The organism is Microcoleus sp. B9-D4 (genome assembly GCF_036705105.1).
GTDB lineage: Bacteria > Cyanobacteriota > Cyanobacteriia > Cyanobacteriales > Microcoleaceae > Microcoleus.
Genome location: NZ_JAUBTS010000011.1, coordinates 76470 through 97706 on the forward strand (window position 1 = coordinate 76470; position 21237 = coordinate 97706).

Sequence of the window (21237 nt, forward strand, 5' to 3'; positions counted from 1 at the left end):
TCTAGACATTTAGATGATTAAAGGATAAAGTTGAGTTAATCAACGTATCGGTACACCTATGATCGTGACAATCGCCTCATTCAAGGGCGGAGTCGGCAAGACAACTACAGCACTGCATTTAGCGGCTTATCTGCAAACCAAAGCACCTACGCTTTTGGTAGACGGCGACCTTAACCGCAGTGCTTTGGATTGGGGTGCGCGGGGTTCCCTCCCGTTCAAAGTGGTGGATGAAAAGCAAGGAGTTCGCTTTGCCAGAGATTACGAACACATCGTGATAGACACGCCTGCCCGACCAGACCCCGATGAACTCAAAACTGTAGCAGAAGGTTGTGACTTGCTGATTTTGCCGAGTTCTCCCGATGCGATGGCCCTCACTGCGATGGTGCAAATGGTGGAAGCTCTGCATTCCCTAAAATCGAATTACCGCATTTTGCTCACCCTCATCCCACCCGCTCCTAGCAAAGTCGGGATAGAGTCTCGGAGAACGATCGAGAAAGCCCAGTTGCCGATATTCAAAGCTGAGGTCAGGCGATTAGCAGTATTTCAAAAAGCAGCGCTTGCCGGGGTTCCCGTAAGTGCTGTCAAAGATGCCTACGCCAAAGCTGCTTGGGGTTGTTATGCCGCTGTCGGCAAGGAGATATTGCCATGAGCCGCTTTGATGATTTACTGAAGGCGAAAAAACTCCAACCCGGTGAACCAGATATCGCCCCTGCACCCGCTCCGGCGTTACCCAAAAGCAAAGACCCAAACTTTGTCAGGGCTACTGTTTACCTGCCCAAACAAATGCACCGGGACCTCAAATCTGCTGCCGCACAGTCAGGTGAAGAAATCAGCGAGCTGGTTGAAAAGTCCGTCGCTCAATACCTCCAGCAGTTCAAACCCAATGACAATTAAACATTTAGATGTTTGAATGTTTAAGTATTTGAGTCCTCCTCTAAAAACAAGAAACTGTCTCGCCCTGCGATTTCCGATTCCTTTTTGAGTCGCCCGCACGAACGGTCTACCGGTTTTGGATTACGGTGTTCGATCGCCGCAACTATCTCTGTTTTCAGTCGAGCGATCGAAAAGTTCGACTCCAATGGGAAAGGTTAAAGAGACATTTGAATGTTTGAACATCTAGATAGCTAAACGTACAGAATCCCGTATTGTTAGGCGGTTGCTGCATTCATTCGGTTTAGTGTCCGGCTGCTGGCCAGCTTGGCATGGACGATGAGAATGGGAGCGACTGACAGTGAGAAAATTTTGGCAGCGGGGGGAATGGTTAGCGGCTGCAATCTAATTAATTGGTAATTGGTAATTGGTAATTGGTAATAACCTGTACCTCATGCCGCTGTAAGCTTGCAGAGTAGGGAAGACAAGCAAGTGCAGGAGTAGCGGCAATGAGGCAAGGTTATCGGGGGTGGGCGATCGCTCTGATGTTGGTAGGGATTGTTAGCGGCTGCAACCTGACTGAGCCATCACCGCCCTCTCGGCTTCCTCAACTGGGTCGTGAAAAACCAAGCGTTCAACGTCCAACGCCCAAACCAGGAACCAGAGAACCAATTAGCTCAGCGATCAATAACCGCAACTTACTCCTGGGCAATCCCAGCAATGCAGCTTCCAGTGTTGCCAGCACCGACAACTATTTAATGGTGAAGCCGCAGTACGTGATGAGCTACAACAGCAAAACTAAGACCGCCAACTGGGTTTCATGGCAGCTCAACAAATCTTGGATTGGAGCAGCCGATCGCCAAGACAACTTCCGCCCTGACGATTCCCTCCCCGCTGATTGGTACAAAGTCCGACCAACAGATTACACCGGAAGCGGCTATGACCGGGGACACATTGCACCGAGTGCCGATCGTACCCGCAACGAAGCGGACAACAGCGCTACTTTTTTGATGACCAATATGATGCCGCAAGTACCAGAAGTTAACAGAGGCGTGTGGGGTGACTTGGAAGAGTATTGCCGGGAATTGGTGGCACAGGGCAAGGAACTTTACATCATTGCCGGGCCCGTGGGAAGAAAAGGCAGCATTGGCAGAAAAGAAAAGATTGCAGTGCCGGCTAGAAATTGGAAAGTTATTGTGGTGCTGGATAGACAAGGATTGGGGATACAGGGAGTTACAGCCGACACGAGGACGATCGCTGTGATGATGCCCAACGATGCCAGCGTCAAGGGCAGGGGATGGAAAAGTTTTCGAGTTTCGGTGAACCAAGTAGAGCGAGAGACGGGACTGAATTTCTTCTCGAACGTACCACCTCAAATTCAGCAAGTTATCGAGAACAAGGTTGACAGTCAATAGTTAGCCAAAAGTATGGCAGTAGCAAAATGCAACAATTGATATTAAACGTGTCCTGTTTTGTTAGCGGTAATGAAAAAGATATGAGGGCCATCAATAATAGAACGCGGTGGAAACTGAAAGGTAAAACGTCCAAATGAAGCTCCATCTTCACCGGGTTGAATGGCAACAGCGTTCCAGCCATACTCTGCAAAAAAGGATTCAGGATGATTGCAACTCGATTGCCAATATGAAGCTAGCTCGTCGGAACCGTTGAGGATTGCTTCGTTGATAAGATCCGCTCCAAATTTGCTGCCTGGTAAGGTTATGGCATCAATAGTTGCCATCAGCTCGTTCACTTCACCGTCACTCAAATAGTAGAGCAATCCTTCCAACAACCATACCGAGGGTTCGTCTGCTCGATAACCGCTTTCGACTAACGGTTGCACCCAGGCCTCTCGCAAATCCATCGCCAGCACGTGCCGGTGACATTTTGGCGTTACGTCTTTCAATATGCTTTCTTTATAATCTAAAACTGATGCTCTATCAATTTCATAGTAATGCGTTTCCGGGTGCAAATCTAGCCGATATGCACGAGTATCCATTCCGGCCCCCAGCAACACGACTTGGCGGATGGTGTGGCTATATTGCATGAGGAAGTCGTCGAAAAAGCGAGTTCGCACTGCAATGTAAGGTCGGCCGTTCGCTTCGTATTCTTCTGCTTTGGGAATCATTAGTTCCATTGCTTCGATTCCCGCCAATTGTTCGGAAAACGGATCGTTAAACAGCCGATTGGTTCGTTTGCTCTCAAATGCTCGACTGGCGGCCATCAATCGAGCTGTAAAACTAACTTGGGCTTCCGTATTATGTGACATAATTATTAGAACACTATTATTTATTAGAACTTAGAACACTGATACAATCAGATACTACGTCTCCACCAGTTTAGTAGATAATCCAGCCCAATCACCGCCATCCGTCACCCCAACAATGTAAGCATCAATCTCAACGTTGCCTACCCTGAAAACCTGCAACTGGGAAAGGTTCTGCTTCAACACGCTCACCAAGTTCTGAAAGCGCTTCACTGTTTCCCGTTCTTCTTCATCGTGCCAATCTTCTTCCTGGGTGGCGATCGCAAAGAAGTCGTCAACCGTCCGTAGTTCTACGGGAGCATCGGGTGGGTGTTCGGTGAGTTGCAGAAGTTTCGCTGGGGTAAGCTCTGCCTGTGCCGGCCAATGAATGACCTCAAAGGGAGCATCGGTTTCGCTTCCGAAGAGTAAGCCTTCTGATGCTTGTTTAAGTTGGTGGGCGATCGAGTCGGTCATGGTGGCGGTGGTTTTAAATGAGTTTGATGCTAGCAAATTGCATTGAGAGTGAACTAACCTGACGGTCAACTGGGTACAGTTAGACCGCAGGCTTCTTTTTCCTTTTTTTTAAAGGCTTTTTTGAGTGACGGAGTTCCCCCGCCACTTTCGTAATTCAGACCAATCTTTCTTATGAGTTTGGCTGAGTTTTCGTCTCGATCTAATGATTCTCCACACTGACAAGAATGCCACCGCTCCGATAATTCTTTCGGTACTTTGTTGAGGCAGTTCCAGCAATGTTGGGAAGTTCCCTTCGGGTCAATAAACAAAACGCTTTTGCCTAGCTTCCAAGCGACATACTTGAGGACGTTAGTAAATTGCCCATGAGCAGCATCAAGCATGGATTTATTCAAACCGCTTTTAGCCGACTGACCGTTGGGCAAATAAACCAAACTGCCATCCTCAATATCAGTCTTGGGTTTGGCGCGTCTAGTCAGGTTTTTGACACTCAAGTCTTCAACAACTAAAACATCACACTTACCGAACAGCTCATGTGCCGTTTTGAATTGGAAATCCAATCTGGCTCTGGCAACGAATTGATGGAGTCTGGAAACCTTATCCTTGATAATTTTCCAAGGCTTAGAACCCTTGACTTTTTTGGCTAATTTCGCTTGAAGCCTTGCCAGTTTTGGGGCTGACTTTCTCAAGAATCTAGGATTCTCAACTCTTTCGCCATTGGAAAGATAGGCGTAATTTGTTATTCCTAAGTCGATACCAAGAGTGTTTTTGTCAGTCGGTTGAATTTCTGCAACCGTTACGGGAACCGTCTTATCTTCTAGCGTCAATGCAATATACCACCCATCCGCTTCTCTGATGACTGTACCCGTCTTAACTTTAAAACCAGTTGGTATTGGACGATGGAAAACCATCGGCACTTGACCTATTTTCGCGAGGTCAATACAAATCCTGTTTGGCTCATCCTTGATAATATCTAAATTGCCTAACTGAGGATAAGTGAAGGATTTGTAGTAGTGAAGCCCCTTAAATCTGGGCTTGCCTCTACGATTGCCATTTTTATCGGGCGTGGTGAAGTTTGAAAAGGAAGTTTCAACTCTGTTGACCACATCTTGCAAAACCTGAGAATCCAACACTTTGTAATCAGGAAACAGTTTTTTTGTGTTTTTCAAGTCAGCAAGTTGAATTGTCTGCCACTGTACATATCCGCCTTCAATGTTTGAGAAAACATCACCTTTTTTAGTCAAAGGATTGCCTGATTCATCCTTTTTCCTGCCATCCCTAGTTTGGACTCTCGTCAAAGGAATATTTCGATAAATCTCCTCAACGGGGACTATCGAAACAATCAATGGACAAGCGTTTATGGGTGTTCTCGTGGTTTCCCACCACCTGAATCTTTCGCCTAATCGGTAGTTGTACTGCCGCCGACAAAGTTCTAAGTGAGCCACAATCGTTGTTGATTGAGCTTTCGTGGGTTTGAGGCGGTATTTGTAAGTGAGTTGCATTTCTAAACTTCCTGTTTTCGACCTTTGAATAGTATAGTTTATGTGCGTCCAAAATGCCACCCCAAAAAATATTATTTCAACACTTGGAAAAAGCATCTAAAATCAAGATGTTCCCGAAGATTGATTCGTGATAGGCGAGCTTAATTGTTGGTTTCCGTTCCTCCACCCAACGCTTCTGGACATCACGCTCGGTAATTTAGTCGGGGTACTTCGCGAGCGCTCAGATTAATCCCCTCTAAATATACCGAGGGACTTCCCGGCTGGGAGTTAAAGAAAAAATACGAATGCCCTAATCCCCTGATGTTTCCTGGTTCACCGCACTCACTTGCAGCATCCCGCGCCCTATCCTTTCGAGTAATTCCGATCGGGAAATGTTTAGAGAATCTGCAATCGCATCTATGCCGTTGACCGCAGTTGGCGTAATGGAAACCGTAATGCGCGTCTTCATTTCGTTGTACTCGGTAAGCGGCTGCCCTTTCTTTCTCATTTTTATTTAGTATGCCTTATTGTTTCAAGTCATACGAGCCAAGCATTGAACAAGTATGACATACAATTATAGTATAATTTAAAAGCGATCGCTCCTACGACGGCAAATCTGAGGAAGCGACCGCTCTACACCGTTTCGCAAAGGTGCAACCAAATATGCTAGCAGAAAGAGCGACAATTTATCTGGGGAGCATTCCCTTAGAGGTTTTCATGCTGCCCGACGGTCGGTACGTGCTGAGCCAGACTCAGGTGGCTGAGGCTGTTGGCAAAACAGAAGTTTCGTTCCGCGACTTTGTGACATCCAAAAGTCCAGAAGCTTTACCGTACAAGGGTTTTCGTCCCGCGAAACTCTCAATAAAAGGGAATAATATCAAAATCAATACTATTCCCATTGATGTGGCAAGTGCATACTGGACAAAAGAGGCAATAGTAGGGAACGTGACTGCTGCTCGTTTGCTCGGCGCTTGCACTGCCGAATCGATCGAACGGCGTGCCGATAGTGCGTTTGGAGTGCAGCGAGCAGAGGAAGAACGGCAAGAGTTTATCAAACAGCGGATGGCGAGCAAACAAGTTCGCCGCCAACTTACCGACGCTATCAAAGCGTACATCGACCGCCATCCCGAACTATCAGACAACAACCGCAAATGGCTTTACGTGAACGCCAGCCAGCGAGTAACTTTGGTAGTGTTTGGACGCAAAGCTAAGAAGCTAGCTGAAGATTTGGGTGTTGCTCCTGACAATCTTCGAGATGCGCTGACTCCACATGAATTAATCATGCTCCAAGAAGTAGAGGATACGGCAGTGCGGTTGATTGACATACAGGATAGGCACCCGGACGATGCGATTCAACAGAGCGCTGAAAGGTTGTTGATTCAAGTGCAAAATAGAGCTTTGAAACTGAAATAAGCCATCAACGCCCCGGTCAATGCTGGGGCTTTTTTATAACCGAGATTGACAAGCGCAACTGAAACTCAAATCCATTCTATGTTTGCAATTGTTAGCAATCAAATCGCCCTAATCTTCAGATGTTTCCTGGTTCACCGAACTCACTTGCAGCATCCCGCGCCCTATCCTCTCCAATAGCTCAGAGCGCGATACGTTCCAAGATTTAGCAAGTGCATCCAGTCCCGCTTGAGCCGTTGGAGTAATCGCATTGTTCATGTAAACTTTCTTTTCCCCGTATTCCTTGCGCCCTGCTCGCCTAACTGTCATAAAAGTTTCTGTTTAATTGTACTTGTACAGCTTTTTTATTATAATACATAAAGGTTAAGACCTAAAATAGAATACCCGCAACGCTTACTTTGGACGGTCAACGTTGCAGGTATTTGCTCACACGTTCAAATGGAGCAATCCTTATTATGATGCAGATTATCCGCGCTGTCGAAGATGGCGTAGAGTTTTTTACCGTTGAGGCTACGGGCGAGTCAGGGATGAGTCAAGCGGGGCTGGCTCGCCTCTGCGGTGTTACTCGTCAAGCCATAGACAAACTTATCAATTCAGTGTCAACGAGTGACTGTCCTGATTTCCTAAAACCTTTACAGGGCAAAGAGTTGATAGTGACAACGAGTGTCAAACAGTTTAAGAACGCAACCATCGTCAAAGATGAGGTCTGTGCGATCGTATTAGAGTGGTACGCTTTTGAATCCCAGCGCCCAAACGACACCGCGCGGTACAGTTACCGCAGATTTGCCAAGCTTGGGGTGCGCTCTTGGATTCAAACTATCACGGGTTGGCAACCGCAAGAAACCAAAGCTTTAGCAGAATGGCAAATCGCTCGACTTGCAGGCAAGCAAACACGACGCAGACTCACAGATGCCATCAAAAGCTACATCGATCGCCATCCCGAACTCTCTGAAAACAACCGTAAATGGCTTTACGTCAATGCCAGTCAACGAGTAACTTTAGTTGTGTTCGGACGCAAAGCCAAGAAATTAGCTGACGATTTGGGCGTTCATCGAGATGATTTGAGAAATGCGCTGACTCCCGATGAATTGATTTTGCTTCAGGAAGTAGAAGATACGGCTATCCGATTGATTGACATTCAGGATATGCACCCAGATGATGCCATCCAACAAACTGCTGAAAGGTTGCTGATAAGCGTGCAAAATAGAGCTTTGAAGCTGAAATAATGGTTTATAATGCCTCGGTTTAAGGCTGGGGCTTTCTTGTTTTTATAGCTATCGATCGCCCTCCATTCCCTTCAAATTATACCTGCAACTTCATCAGTTTGAGCCGAGGCTACTGGACAATGAACCAGAGTTTACAAAGGTGGCATAGCCGATTGCTGCGTTGGGACAGCGGACTTAGAGGCGATCGCTCTGGAAATTCTGAAACTCCTGAAACTCCTGAAACTGTTTGTGGTAATGACGCTGGGTGAGTTGTGGTGTGTAGAGGCGATCGCTCACTCATGTGAGGGACAAGAAATGTGGGACAGCCCAACTTTTCTGTTAGCTGTCCTCTACTTCTCCTCACATAAACTGCTAGGCGACACTAATTATCTGACCGTTGGTTAGACGGTTGAAGTCATAGGTTGTGCTACCAGCTATGAGTTCTTCAAACTCGGAAGTTATCAAAATGTCATTTATCCCAACGTCATTAAGCTGAGTGAACTTCACCGTTGTTCCCGATATACCAACGATATAACTTCCCGACCCCGACGTTAATTCCAGTATGTCCTTACCGTTTCCACCATTTAAAACACCACTACCAAAACCCTTAAAATAGTCTTTACCATCTCCTAAAAATACGCTACCAATCTGATTATATCCCTCAAGAATGATGGAGTCGGTACCATTACCAGTATTAATGCTACCAAAATTGTAAAGACCTCCCTGGCTAATGGCAGTGATTATGTCGTTACCATCACCAGTATCGATGTTGCCGTTTTCCTCGTTCCAAATACCGACACCACCACCGATAATGTTAGTGCCAGTGATTACGTCATTGCCATTGCCAGTATCCATAGAGCCAGAGTTGCGGATACCCCAGCCATATAATTCGTTGGTACTGCCAGTTATTATATCGTTACCGTCCCCAGTATTGAAGGTGGCCATAAAGTTGTTGATGCCACTCCTGCCAATACCTGTGATTATGTCATTGCCCTTTCCCGTATCAAAGGTGCCGTAATTAATAGCTATACCCAAATCTTTGATGCCAGTACCCGTAATTGTGTCGTTACCATTACCAGTATCGATAGTGCCATACTCGGTTCTAATTCCCGCGCTTACCTGGCTTTTATCAGTAATTATTTCCTCAACACTGCCAGTAATTATGTCATGCCCATCCCCGGTATCTATGGTAGCATAGTGGCTATAAATACCAGCAGTAGGAGAGTTATAGGAGCCGGAAGTTTGGAGAATTCCTGTGATTATGTCGTTACCATCATCGGTATAAATAGTTCCATAGTTGTTTAAAATACCAGCATGGGAATCGTAAAGGAATACGTCATCGCCATTGACGGTGCCCGTGATTATGTCGTTACCATTGGCGGTATTAAGCGTGCCCTTGTTATAGAGTCCGCTAATATTAACAAAGAAAAAATTGTTGCTGTAGACTCCGGTAACAATTTTCCCTGTACCAGCAATTATGTCGTTGCCACCCAGAGTATTAGCAACACCTGTATTGAGTATTTCCTCTACCCCCGACGCTGGGACAACATCAGCCCCGTTTGTAAACGTTAGACTTGAAAGTTCGATCGCCATAGGAAAACCTCAGAATGAAGAAACAAATCAAAGTAGGTTAGATGTTATCCCTTATATTTGTATCCGAATTTACATTATTCTATTCTCTCTTGTTTTATTTCTTAACAGAGTCAAAGCTATTTTTATGAGAAAGCTAGCTCCGAATGTGATTTTAGTTCCTAATAAAAATTAATAATGGGCAACAAAGGTTAAAACAGCAATTTTGTCAAGTTCTCAAGTAAGCTATCGATCGCCATCAATCTCCCTCAACTTCCACCACTAACTCATACACCCTCAAACTCGGATGTTCGCCAATGAGCCGCCAACAGTATCCTTCAACCGTTGGGGTAGGCCGCACCCCTTGGCGGTACAGGAATATCGGCTCGTTTCTCATCAATGCGGTGAATATCTCCCGCTCTCTGTCTTTGCCATCATCCCAGATGAGGTGAGCTTTGCCGAAGTACCCAACGCCCATCAAACTGGCAAACAAGGATTCTATCAGGGTTTGCTGCTCATCTTGGTTAAGCGTGGATTCACCGTAGGTGTCGATTATGGGTATTTTGGATTTAGGCTTGAGTGATGCGAGGATGGCGGTGGCGAGGTTGAGGTACTTTTTCATGGGTCGATGGAGATGCGTCTACTTCTAGCTAGTTGGGAGGAAAGATATTGTTCGGTCGATCGCACGTTCGGAACTCGCCCACTTAGAGAGCGGTTTTAAAACTTATCAACCAAACGATCGAATTAACAGCCAACAAAAACGTATAAAAAATATACAGTGATGGAGCGCACATAGCTCGACCTAAAGAAGGCATTTTAAATATTTTCAAAGAACCGAGCGGGTGAACTAGACCTTCTGGTATCGAACGGGCATTAAAACTTTTATCTAAGGCGCTTTCGTCATTCAAGAATTCCGTAACAGCAGCGGCTCTTAGCATATAATAAAATTGTACCCTCCAATATGTAGCTTCTAAAAACCAAAAACCAAAAATTATAACGTATCCCAGCGGAACTAACGCATCTATTTTGCTGGCAAACACCCAACCGATTAATGCTACCCAAATAGTAATTGCAGCAGTTTTTAATTGCTGCAAAATTGTACTGAAGTTAGCTATTTTTATCTCTAGTTCCTCTGCTCCTTGTTGCAGCATGGTTAGCTGAAATTCAAATCGATCCATGTTTTATTCGGGGATGGCTATACGGTTTCTAACTTTAAAATACCAAATTCCAGCAGTTTTACTTACCGAACGGTTGTCCCCACCACTGCCAGCACTCCTTATTAAAAGGCGACTTCCACTTATAAATAAGCTCTGATTCTAACTGTAACCGCTGCTTTCGATTACTCGGTGCTCCGTACCAAAATGCGATACCCACAGCCACATCCAAGGAATAACGCCGATGCAGTTCGATGTAATTGCCAGCGTAGTTGTAGCAGTAGTGGTTCGCCCAGCGCTGTTTCGGTGTTCGGTGCGTTTCTCCTACGTACAGCAGCAGGGGAAGCGCGTTGTCAATGACAAAATAGAGGCAAGTGCGATCGCCCCAATCCGGTTTCTCACAGAATGAGAGATTGTGCAGTTCCAAGGTAAACGGGTCAATGCTATCAGCATTACAGAGATTTGGCGCTAAATCGAATAGACTTCCCTGTCGCGGTTGGTCAGCACCTTGAGATTGTTGATGTTCAAGGATGCGCTGTTTCCAAGAATGCAGAGCCTCACAACTCATCGTTAACTGAGGAGATTTCGGGACTCTGGATTTGGGTTGGAATTCAGGGAAGAGTTCGAGTTGCGCCACGGATTTAAAGATTGTTGGACGATCGCTGCTGTAAGTTTAGCTCAAGGAAATTCTGCCAAACCCCACGCTCCCAGTAGTAATGTTTCCAAATATGGAACTGATAGTGTCACAATTATACCAAACTGATGACAGCAGTTGTTGAAAATATCACCACAATCTTGAGATTCTGTCACAGATTTCTTGGCGGTTCGGAAACTGTCGGATTCACTTTGCCCTTCTATTCGATCGATTCTTAGCTCTTCATAAAGAAATGCTACGTTACCTTTTGCGCTTACGGGCTGACAATCCATGAACAAGGAAAATCATGCTTCGCTTTGGGGTGATGATGTTTTAACTCCCTAACTATGAGAATTTATCCTCATCATTCTTTATCAATCCCAGAAACAGTTGAATGCACAATATCGGGACGATCGACTTGTTCCCCACTTTCGGAAACTCAATCGGAAAACTCATGAATCCAGAGGAATTAGTAAAGTTTCTGAAATATGAAACTGACCTCGACAGATTATTTGATTCCACTGCGGGGTACTATTTTCAGAACCAACTGCTTCCTTCGCCAACCGAAGCTCAAAGAATAAAAATAGCCCTAGCCATAAGCGACCAGATAGAAGGCAAACACCCCCAAAGTACCGATGCCATCTATCTAGCAGCATATAAAATTGCAGAATCTGTTTAACTACTGACCACTCATTCTAATGAGAGGTCAGAACTCATACTAACCCTAAAACACATGGCAAGAGATTTAAGTGCTTACAATGTACCAGCAAACTGCTGCTATTCCTGCCCGTTTGCTGGAAGAGAACCAATCGAACTCTCCCCGATGGCGCTACGCGCCCCGCAAGCTACGACTCACATATTATTACGATCAACTTCTCAATGGCGGCTCCCAGCACTTATGCCATAGCGCAGAGAAAACCATCTGCCGAGGCGGACGAACTATCACGGACGATCGATGGTTTTGTTCTCTCGGTATCATTGAAGAACCCACCGATGAAGCTTTCAATCAAGCTGTTGCAGAAGTTGAATCAAGGAAAAACGATAGAAACAGTGGAAACGATGGAAAAACAGAAAACATCTCAGAAACACATTGATTTGTTTCTGAAACCCAAAGATTGTTTCTTCTTGTACAATCCCTCTCTCTGGTGTCCTGGCTGGGCAATGGGTCAAATTGAGCTCCCGATTCCTACTAGCTATTCCCGTTGCCTGACTTTGGTTCGTGATGCTGAAGGTGGCTGTCATTGGGTTTCTACTAAAAATGTTGCCATTCGAGACGGCAATCATCGTCAAACTCACCTTTTCGATACTTACTCAGCGAATTGTTTCGATTGGACAAAGATTCATACTTTCAGTGCAATTGTCTGGTAACTCTATGGAAACCTTAAAAATTACTCAAGAACACATTACTTGGTTTCCTGAACCAAAAGACTGTTTCTTTCACTATGGAAATGTTTGGTGTCCCGGTTGGGCGGTTGGTGCAATTGAACTTCCAATCGTCCCCTGCTATTCCGGTTCCTTTACCTTAGTTCGAGATTCTACTGGCGAAAGTCATTGGTTTCCTGCCAACAAGGTTTTGTTTCGCGGTGACAGTCATTTGTTCGACAGTTACATCGGAAACAGTTTCGATTGGACAAGAATTCACACTTTCCAGCCTCTTATTTCTTAAGTTTTTACCCGACAGCAGCGGTTTACCAGTTCGCTACTGGTTTTTTTATGCTCAATTCCCCCGTTCCCGACACTAATGCTGATGCTTCTTCTTTGATTCAGCACAGATTTGTTATCTGTTACGCCTATTATTCACTGGGTGCTGCCACCGAGCATGGTAGCATTGTGTTCTTGGCTGACTATGAAAATCCTGAATGGATTACTGATTTTGAAGAAGCCTATTTCTTTGAGTCTAAGGAAAAGGCAGAACAAGTAGTTGCGACTCTACAGCAAAACTTCAAAGCTAATAATTTTCCCACAGATTCTGTTTCTGTTATTCTAGTCAATTGGTCAGAATCCGATTAACACTTTTGGCTTTTATCTCTATAACAAATGGGGATAAAAGTCAAGTTTTTGGTGTATAAACTCAAAAACAGAAAAGGGATATAAGCTAAAAAATAATTTATTAGTTGATTACTGACATGGTGTTAACAGCAGGCTTAGCCACAAAATTGTTGCGAGCGACAATTGCCGATTACAATTTCTGGCCTCAATCCGAAGGCGATTCATTGTTGGCGATTAGAAGGGCGAAGTTGCCATTTGATGACGTAGCTATCCTCTCCAGAGATGCTTCAATGCGGAGAGCTGCAATCAAGGCACTCAATCCCGAAGCCCCTACTTACAAAGCTCCGGCAAATCGGGCAATTTCTTATCAAACCCTTGATGAACTCTTCCAGCCTTTGATTAGAAATGCGCTGACTGAGTTAGCGACTGTCACCCAAAATCAAGGGCTGACGATGGAGGGAACTGTTCCGGCAGAGGCGGTTTTTGGCATTTTAATGCCGATCGAAGCGATCGAATATCTGACTGAACTTTACCAAGTTTTCAGCCAGTTACAGAATCCCAAAGTTATCCGGGTTTCTGATGATGCTAGTCCAACTCCCGACGCTTACACCAGTCTCATGATTGTCGGAGAGTCAATGGAACTTGAGTTGATTATTGCTCAGACTGTGTTGATTCAAACCTGATTCTTTACCAGACGCGCGAAACTCAAACTCTTTTCTCTCAAAGCTAGGTTCAGTCTCGCTTCCATAATCTCTTTCTTGGTATGCCGATACCAAGAAAGGGATTGTTTGTCTATCAAATTTTAGGCGGTTAAGCTAATGGCAATTAGAATCACATCTCCCACTCAACCCAGCATTCAAGTTGGAGGATTGCCCTATTCTCTCCCAGTTACAGCAGTTACTCCCACCAACACCAATACCGATGTTCGTTTCAAATTGAATGGTGTAGTTGTCGGCACAGATACCACAGCCACAAATGTAGGAACTACTGCTGCACCTATCTATCAATTTGGAATGTCAATTCCAATTAATACCGCAGGTGTTCATGTCATTGAAGCTGAAGACATCAGCGGTACAGCTCCTGTTATAGTTCGATCGACTGCTCAACTCAATTTTGAAGTCAAGGTCAATGTTCCTACAATTGCCTTACGCGCTCCTGTTCTTTACTCAGGGCAAACCGTCGTAGTTGCTGATGCTCAACACATTCCAACTAACGGTTTTGTTCGATTCACTTTGAATGGCGCAATTATCAAAGAAAGTCCCTGGGTTCCATTCGAGGCACCCATCACACAAAATGGAACTCTCCGAGCGGACATCATGCTCGGTACCAGCGTTCTTGCCACCGCGACTCGCGATGTTGCTCTCATTCCCCCAGAACCTGCCATTGTTGGCCCTCCTGGTGAACCCGGCCCCGCTGGCCCTCCTGGTGAACCCGGCCCGAAAGGTGATAAAGGCGATCGTGGTGATATTGGCGTTCCCGGTGCGACTGGCCCTGCTGGCGCTCAAGGAATTCCAGGGATTCCCGGTTCTCAAGGGATGCAAGGCATTCAAGGCGTTCCCGGTGTTGATGGTTTACCCGGTATCCCCGGCCCCGCTGGTGACAAAGGCGATCGCGGTGAATCAGGAATCCCCGGTATCCCCGGTGCTAAAGGCGATAAAGGCGATCGTGGTGACACCGGGCCTCAAGGACTTCAAGGAATTCCGGGTGCTGTTGGTGCAGCAGGCTTACCAGGTGAAAAAGGCGAGCCTGGAGCTCAAGGTAGTCAGGGTTTACAGGGCGCACCGGGCCCGATCGGACTTACCGGCCCTCAAGGAAATTCTGGCATTCAAGGCGTCCCCGGTGAACGAGGTTTACCAGGCGCTCCGGGCAGTCCAGGGCCAGAAGGTGTGCAAGGAATTCCCGGCGCTGCTGGCCCCAAAGGCGTTCCCGGTGAACCAGGTTTTGTGGGGCCTCCAGGGATTCAAGGCGAAAAAGGCGATCGAGGTGAGCAAGGTTTAGTTGGCGCTACTGGCCCTCGTGGTGAACAAGGTATCCCCGGTGCAGTCGGTGAAATTGGGCCCGTTGGCGCTACTGGTGGGGTAGGTGCAACAGGAGCTCAAGGGCCTCAAGGAATCCGAGGCGAACAAGGGCGACCCGGTTTGATTTGGCGTGGAAATTGGAACGCAACCACCAACTACGCCATGTTCGATTCCGTTGCACATGGTGGGAGTTCTTACATTGCCAATGCTCCAAACATCAACTCTCAACCGCCGTCTCTCGCCTGGACTTTAGGAGCAAAACAAGGCGACCAAGGTATCCAAGGACTTCCCGGAGCCAAAGGTGATACCGGAACTCCCGGCCCCACTGGTTTGACTGGCCCTCAAGGCTTGCAAGGTACACCCGGCCCCGCTGGAATTCAAGGGCCTCAAGGTCTTAAAGGTGATGTCGGAGCCACTGGAGCGATCGGTTTGACTGGCCCCAAAGGTGATATCGGAGCTAAAGGTGATACTGGTGCAACTGGTGCAACTGGTGCAACTGGTGCAACTGGTGCAACTGGTGCAACTGGTGCAACTGGCCCTCAAGGAATTCAGGGCATTCCGGGTGCTGTTGGGCCTCAAGGTGCGAAAGGAGAGCCAGGGCCAGCCGGAATTGTTTGGTCAGCACCAATTTCTTTGCCTTTATCGTGGAATGTTACAGGTAACGTAACTTATCAAACCTGTGGCAAATTAGTTCGAGTTAACGTAGATGTGCTTATCCAATACGCCAACATTTCCGGCATGATTATCTGTGGAAATATGCCAGCTACTGTCTTTAACACCTGGTTCCATTCTACAGCAATGATTTTCAAGCCTGACTTAACAATTGCTGCTACTGGTCAATGGGGTTTGATGAGATTCCAGCCGAATAACCGAGACTTAGCGTTGATGTTTGACAAAACTATCAATGAACAAATTCGATGTGTTAGCAATTTCATAATGGCAGTTAACTAAGAACAACCATGACTTTTGTTGCAGAAGTTCCTAATACTTACAATCCAGCTAAAGAATACATGGTTGGATTTTGGTTAAGCACTCCTAAACTCAACGGAGTTCGTTGTATTTACACACGCGACGGCATCTCACGCGGATTAAGAAGCCAGACTTTGACCACGCGATTTGTAGGATTCGATCGACTTGAGTTAGCCTGTCGCAGTCTCTGTGACGCTAACAATTTGTCTTTCATTGACGGTGAGTTGTTCATTCCTGGTAAAAGTTTCCCAGAACTTACGGTATTAATTCGCGATCGATCTACATACGAACTTGATGAAAAATTTGCTGTTGAATTCCGAGTTTCTGCTGTTGGTTCGGCAACAAATCCCGCCCTAACAGCCCAACAGATGATGAATCTCATGCAACAAATCATTCCGGCACAAGGAATGATTAGTCGGATTCCTCAAAAACTAATTCGGAACACACCTCTAGGCGTTCTGGATGAAGCAACCGTTCTTAATTCTGGAGGAACTGAAGGAATCATCCTCAGAAATCTGGACTCAGTTTATTCTGGAGTTCGATCGGATAATCTTCTCAAAGTCAAGGGCATAACAAGCGGAATCTTTACTGTTGTTGGATTTACACAAAATCTAATAGTGGGTTACGTCAGTTATATGTCAGTTGAAAGAACAGTGGATGGAGTTAATAAAGTTTCCCGTGTTTATGGTTTGAACGATGAAGAGGAACAGGATTTGTGGATGAACAGAGATTCTTATATCGGCAAACAAGTTCAAATAGTTTACATGGGTTTGACATCAACAGGCAATCTCCGAAGCCCTGCTTTGGGTCGATTTGTTTAATGAGGAATAACAAAGATGTTACTGCAATTAGCAAATACTTACAGTCCCACCAAAAACTATGGTGTTGCTGAATGGCTCAGTAGCCCCAAACTGGATGGAGTGCGCTGTCTGTACGAAAACCCGACAAATGGATTGAGGAGTCGATCGGGATTAACTCGATATTCAGGATTGACCGAAATTGAGCAAATCTGTGAAAGCATCCGGTTAGCCAACAATTTGTCATTTTTGGACGGTGAGCTGTACATTCCCGGAGAGCCTTTCGATAGAATTTCTGGAACTGTCCGCTCGACCAAAACTACAGCAACCGTTGTCGAAGCAAAACAGAGGGTGGAATTCCGCATCTTTGCGATCGGGTTCACTCAATATCCCAACATCCTAGCAGCAGACGAATATAGCCAGGTTCAGCAAATCTTTCCGGCAATGGGGAAGGTTAGCTACGTTCCTCAGAAGTTGATTGAAAATAAGCCTTTGGTTATCCAAGCTGAAGCAGATTTTGTCAAGAGTTCGGGGCAATCGGCTGAAGGGATAATGTTGAGGAATCCGAACTCAGTTTATTTCCAGGGTCGATCGATCGCACTTTTGAAAGTCAAGAATTTTGTGAAAGACCGCTTGCCCGTTACCGGGTTCACCAAAGGTTCAGGGAAATATTCTGCGTCGTTGGGCAATCTATTAGTTGGCGGCAATCTCAACGAGCGAATTGTCAAAGCCAGAGTCGGGACTGGATTTACGGATGCTGAGCGATCGACTATCTGGGCTAACCAAGCTAATTATATGGGCAGAATAGTCGAGGTCATCCATCTTGGGATTACTGCTACTGGAGCTTTGAGACATCCTGTTTTTTCTGCTTTTGTTTAAACTTCTTAGCAATTGTTAGAAATTTTTAGAAACAAGAAACATGAAAAAAACCTGAGCGTGGGTGCAGTCACTCAGGTTTTTTTTGTGCAGTTCGTTCGTCGCCGATTCAGTTGAGCGAAAACTATTCTTATTTGACAATCCCTACAAGTTCAGGGACTTGACCTGCTAATTTCCAGCCAGTAGCAACGGAGTAAATTGGAGTATTTGCACCAACTCCCCAATTAGATAGTTCCTTGCTCGGAACTTCGACAAATGAATTATCGGGAGCCTTAATTTGCCACAGCATCGGTGGTTGAGCAGGCATAAGCAATTCTGCTGGAATTGGAGGAGGCAAAACAGGAGCTACCGGAGCTGCTGTGGGAGCTGCTACCGGAGCTGCTGTGGGAGATGGAGTCGTTGCGGGGCTTGCTACAGGAGGTGTTACTGAAGTTGTTTCAGTCGAAGTTTCAGTCGAAGTTTCAGAAGGTCTTGCACCCGAATAAACCCTTTCAAGGAACTTCTTGTCAAACTTGATTTTCGGTCGGCGAGTAGGCTTGTAAGTGGTTAGTTGACCTGTTCTGGGGTTTCGTCCTTCCCGTTCTGGTTTTTCAATCAATGAGAAAGTGCCAAACCCTTCGATTTTGATATCCTTTCCGCTTTCTAGAGAAGCTACGACACTGGAGATAACTTCTCCAAATGGGAGATTTTCAACAACTGAAGTCATAATTCAAAATTGGGATTGAGATAGACGCTTGATTTGATTATGCCTTAATTATTTTAAAAGCACAATAAATCACAAACATTTTTCTCATTTTTAGGCATGAAATGGGCATGAAATTGGTAGTATTTACCAATTATCGTAAATACCACTCATAATTAATTAGGTGGCAAACCAAAATCTTCAGGGGTATAAAGACCTGCGGGCATTTTGCCATTTAAGAAATCAATCTGTTCTTGAGTCATGGATTGATTGAATAAACGAGCGGTTTTGGTAATAGTTCTACCCGCTTCATCCATGTATTTGCCATCTGTGTAAATCCGCATTTCACGAGTTTCACCGATCGCAACTTTACTCCGATACTTTTCGCCAACCCATCCAAGGGGGAAATAGCCGATATTTTTGGTACTTTCGGGATACCTCATATCGATCGCTAATTCCATCCGTGCGGCTTGCTGACCCACAGCAGGTTTAAGACGCTGGACAATGCGGATGAGTACATTTTGTCCAGTCCATTCACCTCGGCTCCAGACATTGGGTTCTTGTTTGTGAACGTTGAACACATTGAAATACGGCAAAGTATCAGGGTTTTCTTGCAATTCAGTCACGATTTCTTCTCTAAATAGGTTAAACACCAGCGCTCCGGTGCTCAGCTCTCCGGCTCCGGTATGAACAGCGCGCCAGTAAGCAGCAGCCCAGGATTTATCGGTGTAGGGCTGACCGTTAGCATCGGCAAATTGTTCAAGTGCTGACTCTTTGAGAGCTTGATATTTGGCAGAAACCTCGCGGATTTTGGTAGTATCGCCATCGTTTTGCTCTTTCCAGGCGATCGCACCTTGCATTTCTCTTGCATATCCTTTGCGCTGTTCAAATGCAAAATCGAGCTGTTCTTTGGTAACTTCAACTCCCACAAAAAGTGCATTCTCAAAAGAGTTGATATCAATATTAGTTTCTAGCTGAGCTGGTCGCCAGTAGGAGTTAACCACTTTGACGAGTCTGGAAATAGTGTCGATCGCATCATCGGTAACGGCACAGGGTCGGCTTAGGTAAACATCCTTTTCTTTAAAGTCTTTGAGCCACGGAATTTTACCTGCATCTCCCAGACTGTTGAGATAATCGGTAACTGCCTGTAAACCCTTGTCATTGTTGGGATATGCCGATTTGAGGGAGTCAACCGCGATTTGAAGTTCCTGACTCAGGAAATTGATGATAGCCATCTCTTTTGGCTCAGTTTGCATTCCTCCTGGTGGGATATTGAGAACGATATTTTCAGCACCTGCACCTCTGGCGCGACCGAGAAGTGAAGCCACAATCCCGGTGCTGTCATTCATCGAATTGATGGCTACCTGTTGCAAAGTTCCCGGCAGTGCCATTTTGGGAAGTTTTTCGACTTCGGGCGGTTTGTCAAAGTTGGCGATCGCATCTCGGAGTGCGGGATATTCTTTCGATCGAATCAGTTGAACAAAATCGCCGTCAAAATCTCTCCCCAAATTCAGCATGAGTTTGGTCGATGCTGCCATCAGACCGTAACCTGTGGCATAGGTTCCCTCATGGCGATTAATCCAGAGTTGGCAATCGCCCCAATGCCTCATGGGGTTGCAAAATACGATGTACTCGCCAGGAGCCATCCCAGGTGCACAAAAAACTTTCTCTGTAAAAGTAGTTTTTCCGTTACTGGTACTTTCATATTTTTGGAAATATTCATCCGGTTGCGACATCAGTGACCAGAAACGAACCCCCGCAGCCTTTGCTAAATTCAACCAAACTGCTCGCAGTCTTTCTGCTACTTTCCCTGTGATATATGGATGCAACAATAGTCTACCTTTTATGTCATATTTAATTATCTCCATTGCTGTGTTTACATACTCTGCCTCTGACTGAATGCTTTCCCCCTGTTCGCGCTCCTGTTCTGCTTCAAACTGATGGATTCTTAACTCTTTAGCGAGAGCTTGAATTGAGTTAGTTGCTGCTACTAGCTTTTCACATTTGGCTCGGAGTCGGCTAATAATTTTGTCTTGTTCCAGAGTTTCAAATTTGAACCATTGGAATAGCATCCAACCTGCTTTGGCAGTGCGCTGCTCGGCTTCAAAGACCAGTCCGCACAACAGTTTCTCTTTGTAGTTTCCGAGGGCTGGTTTATTACCTTTTAGAGAACTCCAAGGAATGACTAAATCATAGCCAGAGTCGTCTAGTTCTGGATTGTAGGCGATCGTCCCCTTTGCTACCCATTTCTTAAACGATGCAATCCGAAACTGAAGGGGAATTCCTTCGTCATTTGGCAAGTGAACATCACCTGTTCCAAGTATTCGCATAAATTCCTTGGAAGCTTTGCCATGACTATCTCCGCTATTCCAGTGTCTTCCATTTGTGGGGTCATCTTGGGGGTTTCCATTCTCATCTTTTTTGGTGTCATCAACAATAATAAAACTGAACTCGCGACCGACTAATAGTTTGCATCCGGTGTGCATAATGCTACCGTAAATTATGCGTTTCCATTGTTCGGTTCCTTTGGTTCCATAATAGTTAGAACCGATTGGAGCCAGATTAAAAGTAAAGCGTCCGTGGTTGCGAGAGTTGCTGGCTAAGTCTAAGGTGTATCGATCGTTCTTATTAGCTACAAAAGGGTTTAAAAGAGAGGCATCTTTGGTATCTTCGGGGACTTCTCCAATGCAGAAACGCTCTCGACCAGCATCTTGATGCCAGCCAGAAAGGAGAGTATTTCTAAGAGTCACTTTAGGAGCATTTGACCATTGTTTGGTAACACAATCCCAAACTGACCAAACGGCGATCGTTTCAATTTGACCTAGGCTTTCGTCTACCCAAGAATATTGTAATTGGTAATCCGTCGGCAT

General features: G+C 45.6%; 25 protein-coding genes. 14 read left to right on the top strand and 11 right to left on the bottom strand.

Going from position 1 to position 21237, the window contains the following annotated elements:
- Positions 1-58 precede the first annotated feature (58 nt).
- From QUB24_RS09460 to QUB24_RS09470, 3 genes are all read left to right on the top strand, one after another.
- Positions 59-649: a ParA family protein gene (locus QUB24_RS09460; protein WP_333152762.1), complete on the top strand. Its 591-nt coding sequence runs from the start codon at positions 59-61 to the stop codon at positions 647-649.
- A complete protein-coding gene (locus QUB24_RS09465) occupies positions 646-894 on the top strand; it encodes a CopG family transcriptional regulator (protein ID WP_333152765.1) in 249 nt (82 codons plus the stop codon). The genes QUB24_RS09460 and QUB24_RS09465 overlap by 4 nt, the downstream gene beginning before the upstream one ends.
- A gap of 485 nt (positions 895-1379) precedes the next feature.
- The gene (locus QUB24_RS09470; protein WP_333152767.1) at positions 1380-2285 is read left to right on the top strand and encodes a DNA/RNA non-specific endonuclease; all 906 of its coding nucleotides are present in this window, start codon (positions 1380-1382) and stop codon (positions 2283-2285) included.
- A 41-nt stretch (positions 2286-2326) separates the two neighbouring features.
- On the opposite strand, the gene QUB24_RS09475 is transcribed toward QUB24_RS09470, so the two are convergent.
- The 4 genes from QUB24_RS09475 to QUB24_RS09490 all read right to left on the bottom strand — a co-directional run bounded on the left by QUB24_RS09475 (position 2327) and on the right by QUB24_RS09490 (position 5572).
- Positions 2327-3136 (bottom strand): SAM-dependent methyltransferase, encoded by an 810-nt coding sequence (locus QUB24_RS09475; protein ID WP_333152769.1) that lies wholly within the window; start codon positions 3134-3136, stop codon positions 2327-2329.
- Between the two features lie 54 nt (positions 3137-3190).
- Positions 3191-3622: a nuclease A inhibitor family protein gene (locus QUB24_RS09480; protein WP_333152771.1), complete on the bottom strand. Its 432-nt coding sequence runs from the start codon at positions 3620-3622 to the stop codon at positions 3191-3193.
- A 29-nt stretch (positions 3623-3651) separates the two neighbouring features.
- A complete protein-coding gene (locus QUB24_RS09485; protein ID WP_333152773.1) occupies positions 3652-5085 on the bottom strand; it encodes a transposase in 1434 nt (477 codons plus the stop codon).
- Positions 5086-5374: 289 nt separating this feature from the next.
- On the bottom strand, positions 5375-5572 hold the full coding sequence (locus tag QUB24_RS09490) for a hypothetical protein (RefSeq protein ID WP_333054159.1): 198 nt from the start codon (positions 5570-5572) through the stop codon (positions 5375-5377).
- A 155-nt stretch (positions 5573-5727) separates the two neighbouring features.
- On the opposite strand from QUB24_RS09490, the gene QUB24_RS09495 reads away from it, so the two are divergent.
- Positions 5728-6477: a hypothetical protein gene (locus QUB24_RS09495; RefSeq protein ID WP_333152775.1), complete on the top strand. Its 750-nt coding sequence runs from the start codon at positions 5728-5730 to the stop codon at positions 6475-6477.
- A gap of 108 nt (positions 6478-6585) precedes the next feature.
- On the opposite strand, the gene QUB24_RS09500 is transcribed toward QUB24_RS09495, so the two are convergent.
- Positions 6586-6783: a hypothetical protein gene (locus QUB24_RS09500; protein ID WP_333152777.1), complete on the bottom strand. Its 198-nt coding sequence runs from the start codon at positions 6781-6783 to the stop codon at positions 6586-6588.
- Positions 6784-6929: 146 nt separating this feature from the next.
- Between QUB24_RS09500 and QUB24_RS09505 the strand changes: the two genes are divergently transcribed.
- On the top strand, positions 6930-7700 hold the full coding sequence (locus QUB24_RS09505) for a hypothetical protein (protein WP_333152779.1): 771 nt from the start codon (positions 6930-6932) through the stop codon (positions 7698-7700).
- A gap of 119 nt (positions 7701-7819) precedes the next feature.
- Positions 7820-7948 (top strand): hypothetical protein, encoded by a 129-nt coding sequence (locus tag QUB24_RS09510; RefSeq protein ID WP_333152781.1) that lies wholly within the window; start codon positions 7820-7822, stop codon positions 7946-7948.
- A gap of 103 nt (positions 7949-8051) precedes the next feature.
- Here the strand turns inward: QUB24_RS09510 and QUB24_RS09515 are convergent, their stop codons facing one another.
- The 4 genes from QUB24_RS09515 to QUB24_RS09530 all read right to left on the bottom strand — a co-directional run bounded on the left by QUB24_RS09515 (position 8052) and on the right by QUB24_RS09530 (position 11039).
- Positions 8052-9272, bottom strand: coding sequence for a hypothetical protein (locus tag QUB24_RS09515; RefSeq protein ID WP_333152783.1), 1221 nt, complete (start codon positions 9270-9272; stop codon positions 8052-8054).
- A 235-nt stretch (positions 9273-9507) separates the two neighbouring features.
- Positions 9508-9870, bottom strand: coding sequence for a hypothetical protein (locus tag QUB24_RS09520; RefSeq protein WP_333152785.1), 363 nt, complete (start codon positions 9868-9870; stop codon positions 9508-9510).
- An 82-nt stretch (positions 9871-9952) separates the two neighbouring features.
- On the bottom strand, positions 9953-10426 hold the full coding sequence (locus QUB24_RS09525; protein ID WP_333152787.1) for a hypothetical protein: 474 nt from the start codon (positions 10424-10426) through the stop codon (positions 9953-9955).
- Positions 10427-10484: 58 nt separating this feature from the next.
- Positions 10485-11039 carry a GIY-YIG nuclease family protein gene (locus tag QUB24_RS09530; RefSeq protein WP_333152789.1) on the bottom strand — a complete coding sequence of 185 codons (555 nt, stop codon included), beginning with the start codon at positions 11037-11039 and terminating at the stop codon, positions 10485-10487.
- Positions 11040-11490: 451 nt separating this feature from the next.
- Between QUB24_RS09530 and QUB24_RS09535 the strand changes: the two genes are divergently transcribed.
- The 8 genes from QUB24_RS09535 (at position 11491) to QUB24_RS09570 (ending at position 17688) form a co-directional block, all read left to right on the top strand.
- Positions 11491-11715, top strand: coding sequence for a hypothetical protein (locus QUB24_RS09535; protein ID WP_333152791.1), 225 nt, complete (start codon positions 11491-11493; stop codon positions 11713-11715).
- A 200-nt stretch (positions 11716-11915) separates the two neighbouring features.
- A complete protein-coding gene (locus QUB24_RS09540; protein WP_333152793.1) occupies positions 11916-12404 on the top strand; it encodes a hypothetical protein in 489 nt (162 codons plus the stop codon).
- Between the two features lie 4 nt (positions 12405-12408).
- On the top strand, positions 12409-12702 hold the full coding sequence (locus QUB24_RS09545; protein ID WP_333152795.1) for a hypothetical protein: 294 nt from the start codon (positions 12409-12411) through the stop codon (positions 12700-12702).
- Positions 12703-12749: 47 nt separating this feature from the next.
- Complete coding sequence (locus tag QUB24_RS09550; protein ID WP_333152797.1) at positions 12750-13046, top strand: hypothetical protein; 297 nt, start codon at positions 12750-12752, stop codon at positions 13044-13046.
- A gap of 116 nt (positions 13047-13162) precedes the next feature.
- Positions 13163-13708: a hypothetical protein gene (locus QUB24_RS09555; protein ID WP_333152799.1), complete on the top strand. Its 546-nt coding sequence runs from the start codon at positions 13163-13165 to the stop codon at positions 13706-13708.
- Positions 13709-13843: 135 nt separating this feature from the next.
- Positions 13844-15994, top strand: coding sequence for a hypothetical protein (locus QUB24_RS09560; protein ID WP_333152801.1), 2151 nt, complete (start codon positions 13844-13846; stop codon positions 15992-15994).
- Between the two features lie 8 nt (positions 15995-16002).
- Positions 16003-16833, top strand: a complete 831-nt coding sequence (locus QUB24_RS09565; protein WP_333152803.1) for a hypothetical protein — start codon at positions 16003-16005, stop codon at positions 16831-16833.
- Between the two features lie 15 nt (positions 16834-16848).
- The gene (locus QUB24_RS09570; protein ID WP_333152804.1) at positions 16849-17688 is read left to right on the top strand and encodes an ATP-dependent DNA ligase; all 840 of its coding nucleotides are present in this window, start codon (positions 16849-16851) and stop codon (positions 17686-17688) included.
- Between the two features lie 127 nt (positions 17689-17815).
- Here the strand turns inward: QUB24_RS09570 and QUB24_RS09575 are convergent, their stop codons facing one another.
- Complete coding sequence (locus tag QUB24_RS09575) at positions 17816-18391, bottom strand: HU family DNA-binding protein (RefSeq protein ID WP_333152806.1); 576 nt, start codon at positions 18389-18391, stop codon at positions 17816-17818.
- A gap of 152 nt (positions 18392-18543) precedes the next feature.
- Positions 18544-21237 carry a hypothetical protein gene (locus tag QUB24_RS09580; protein ID WP_333152808.1) on the bottom strand — a complete coding sequence of 898 codons (2694 nt, stop codon included), beginning with the start codon at positions 21235-21237 and terminating at the stop codon, positions 18544-18546.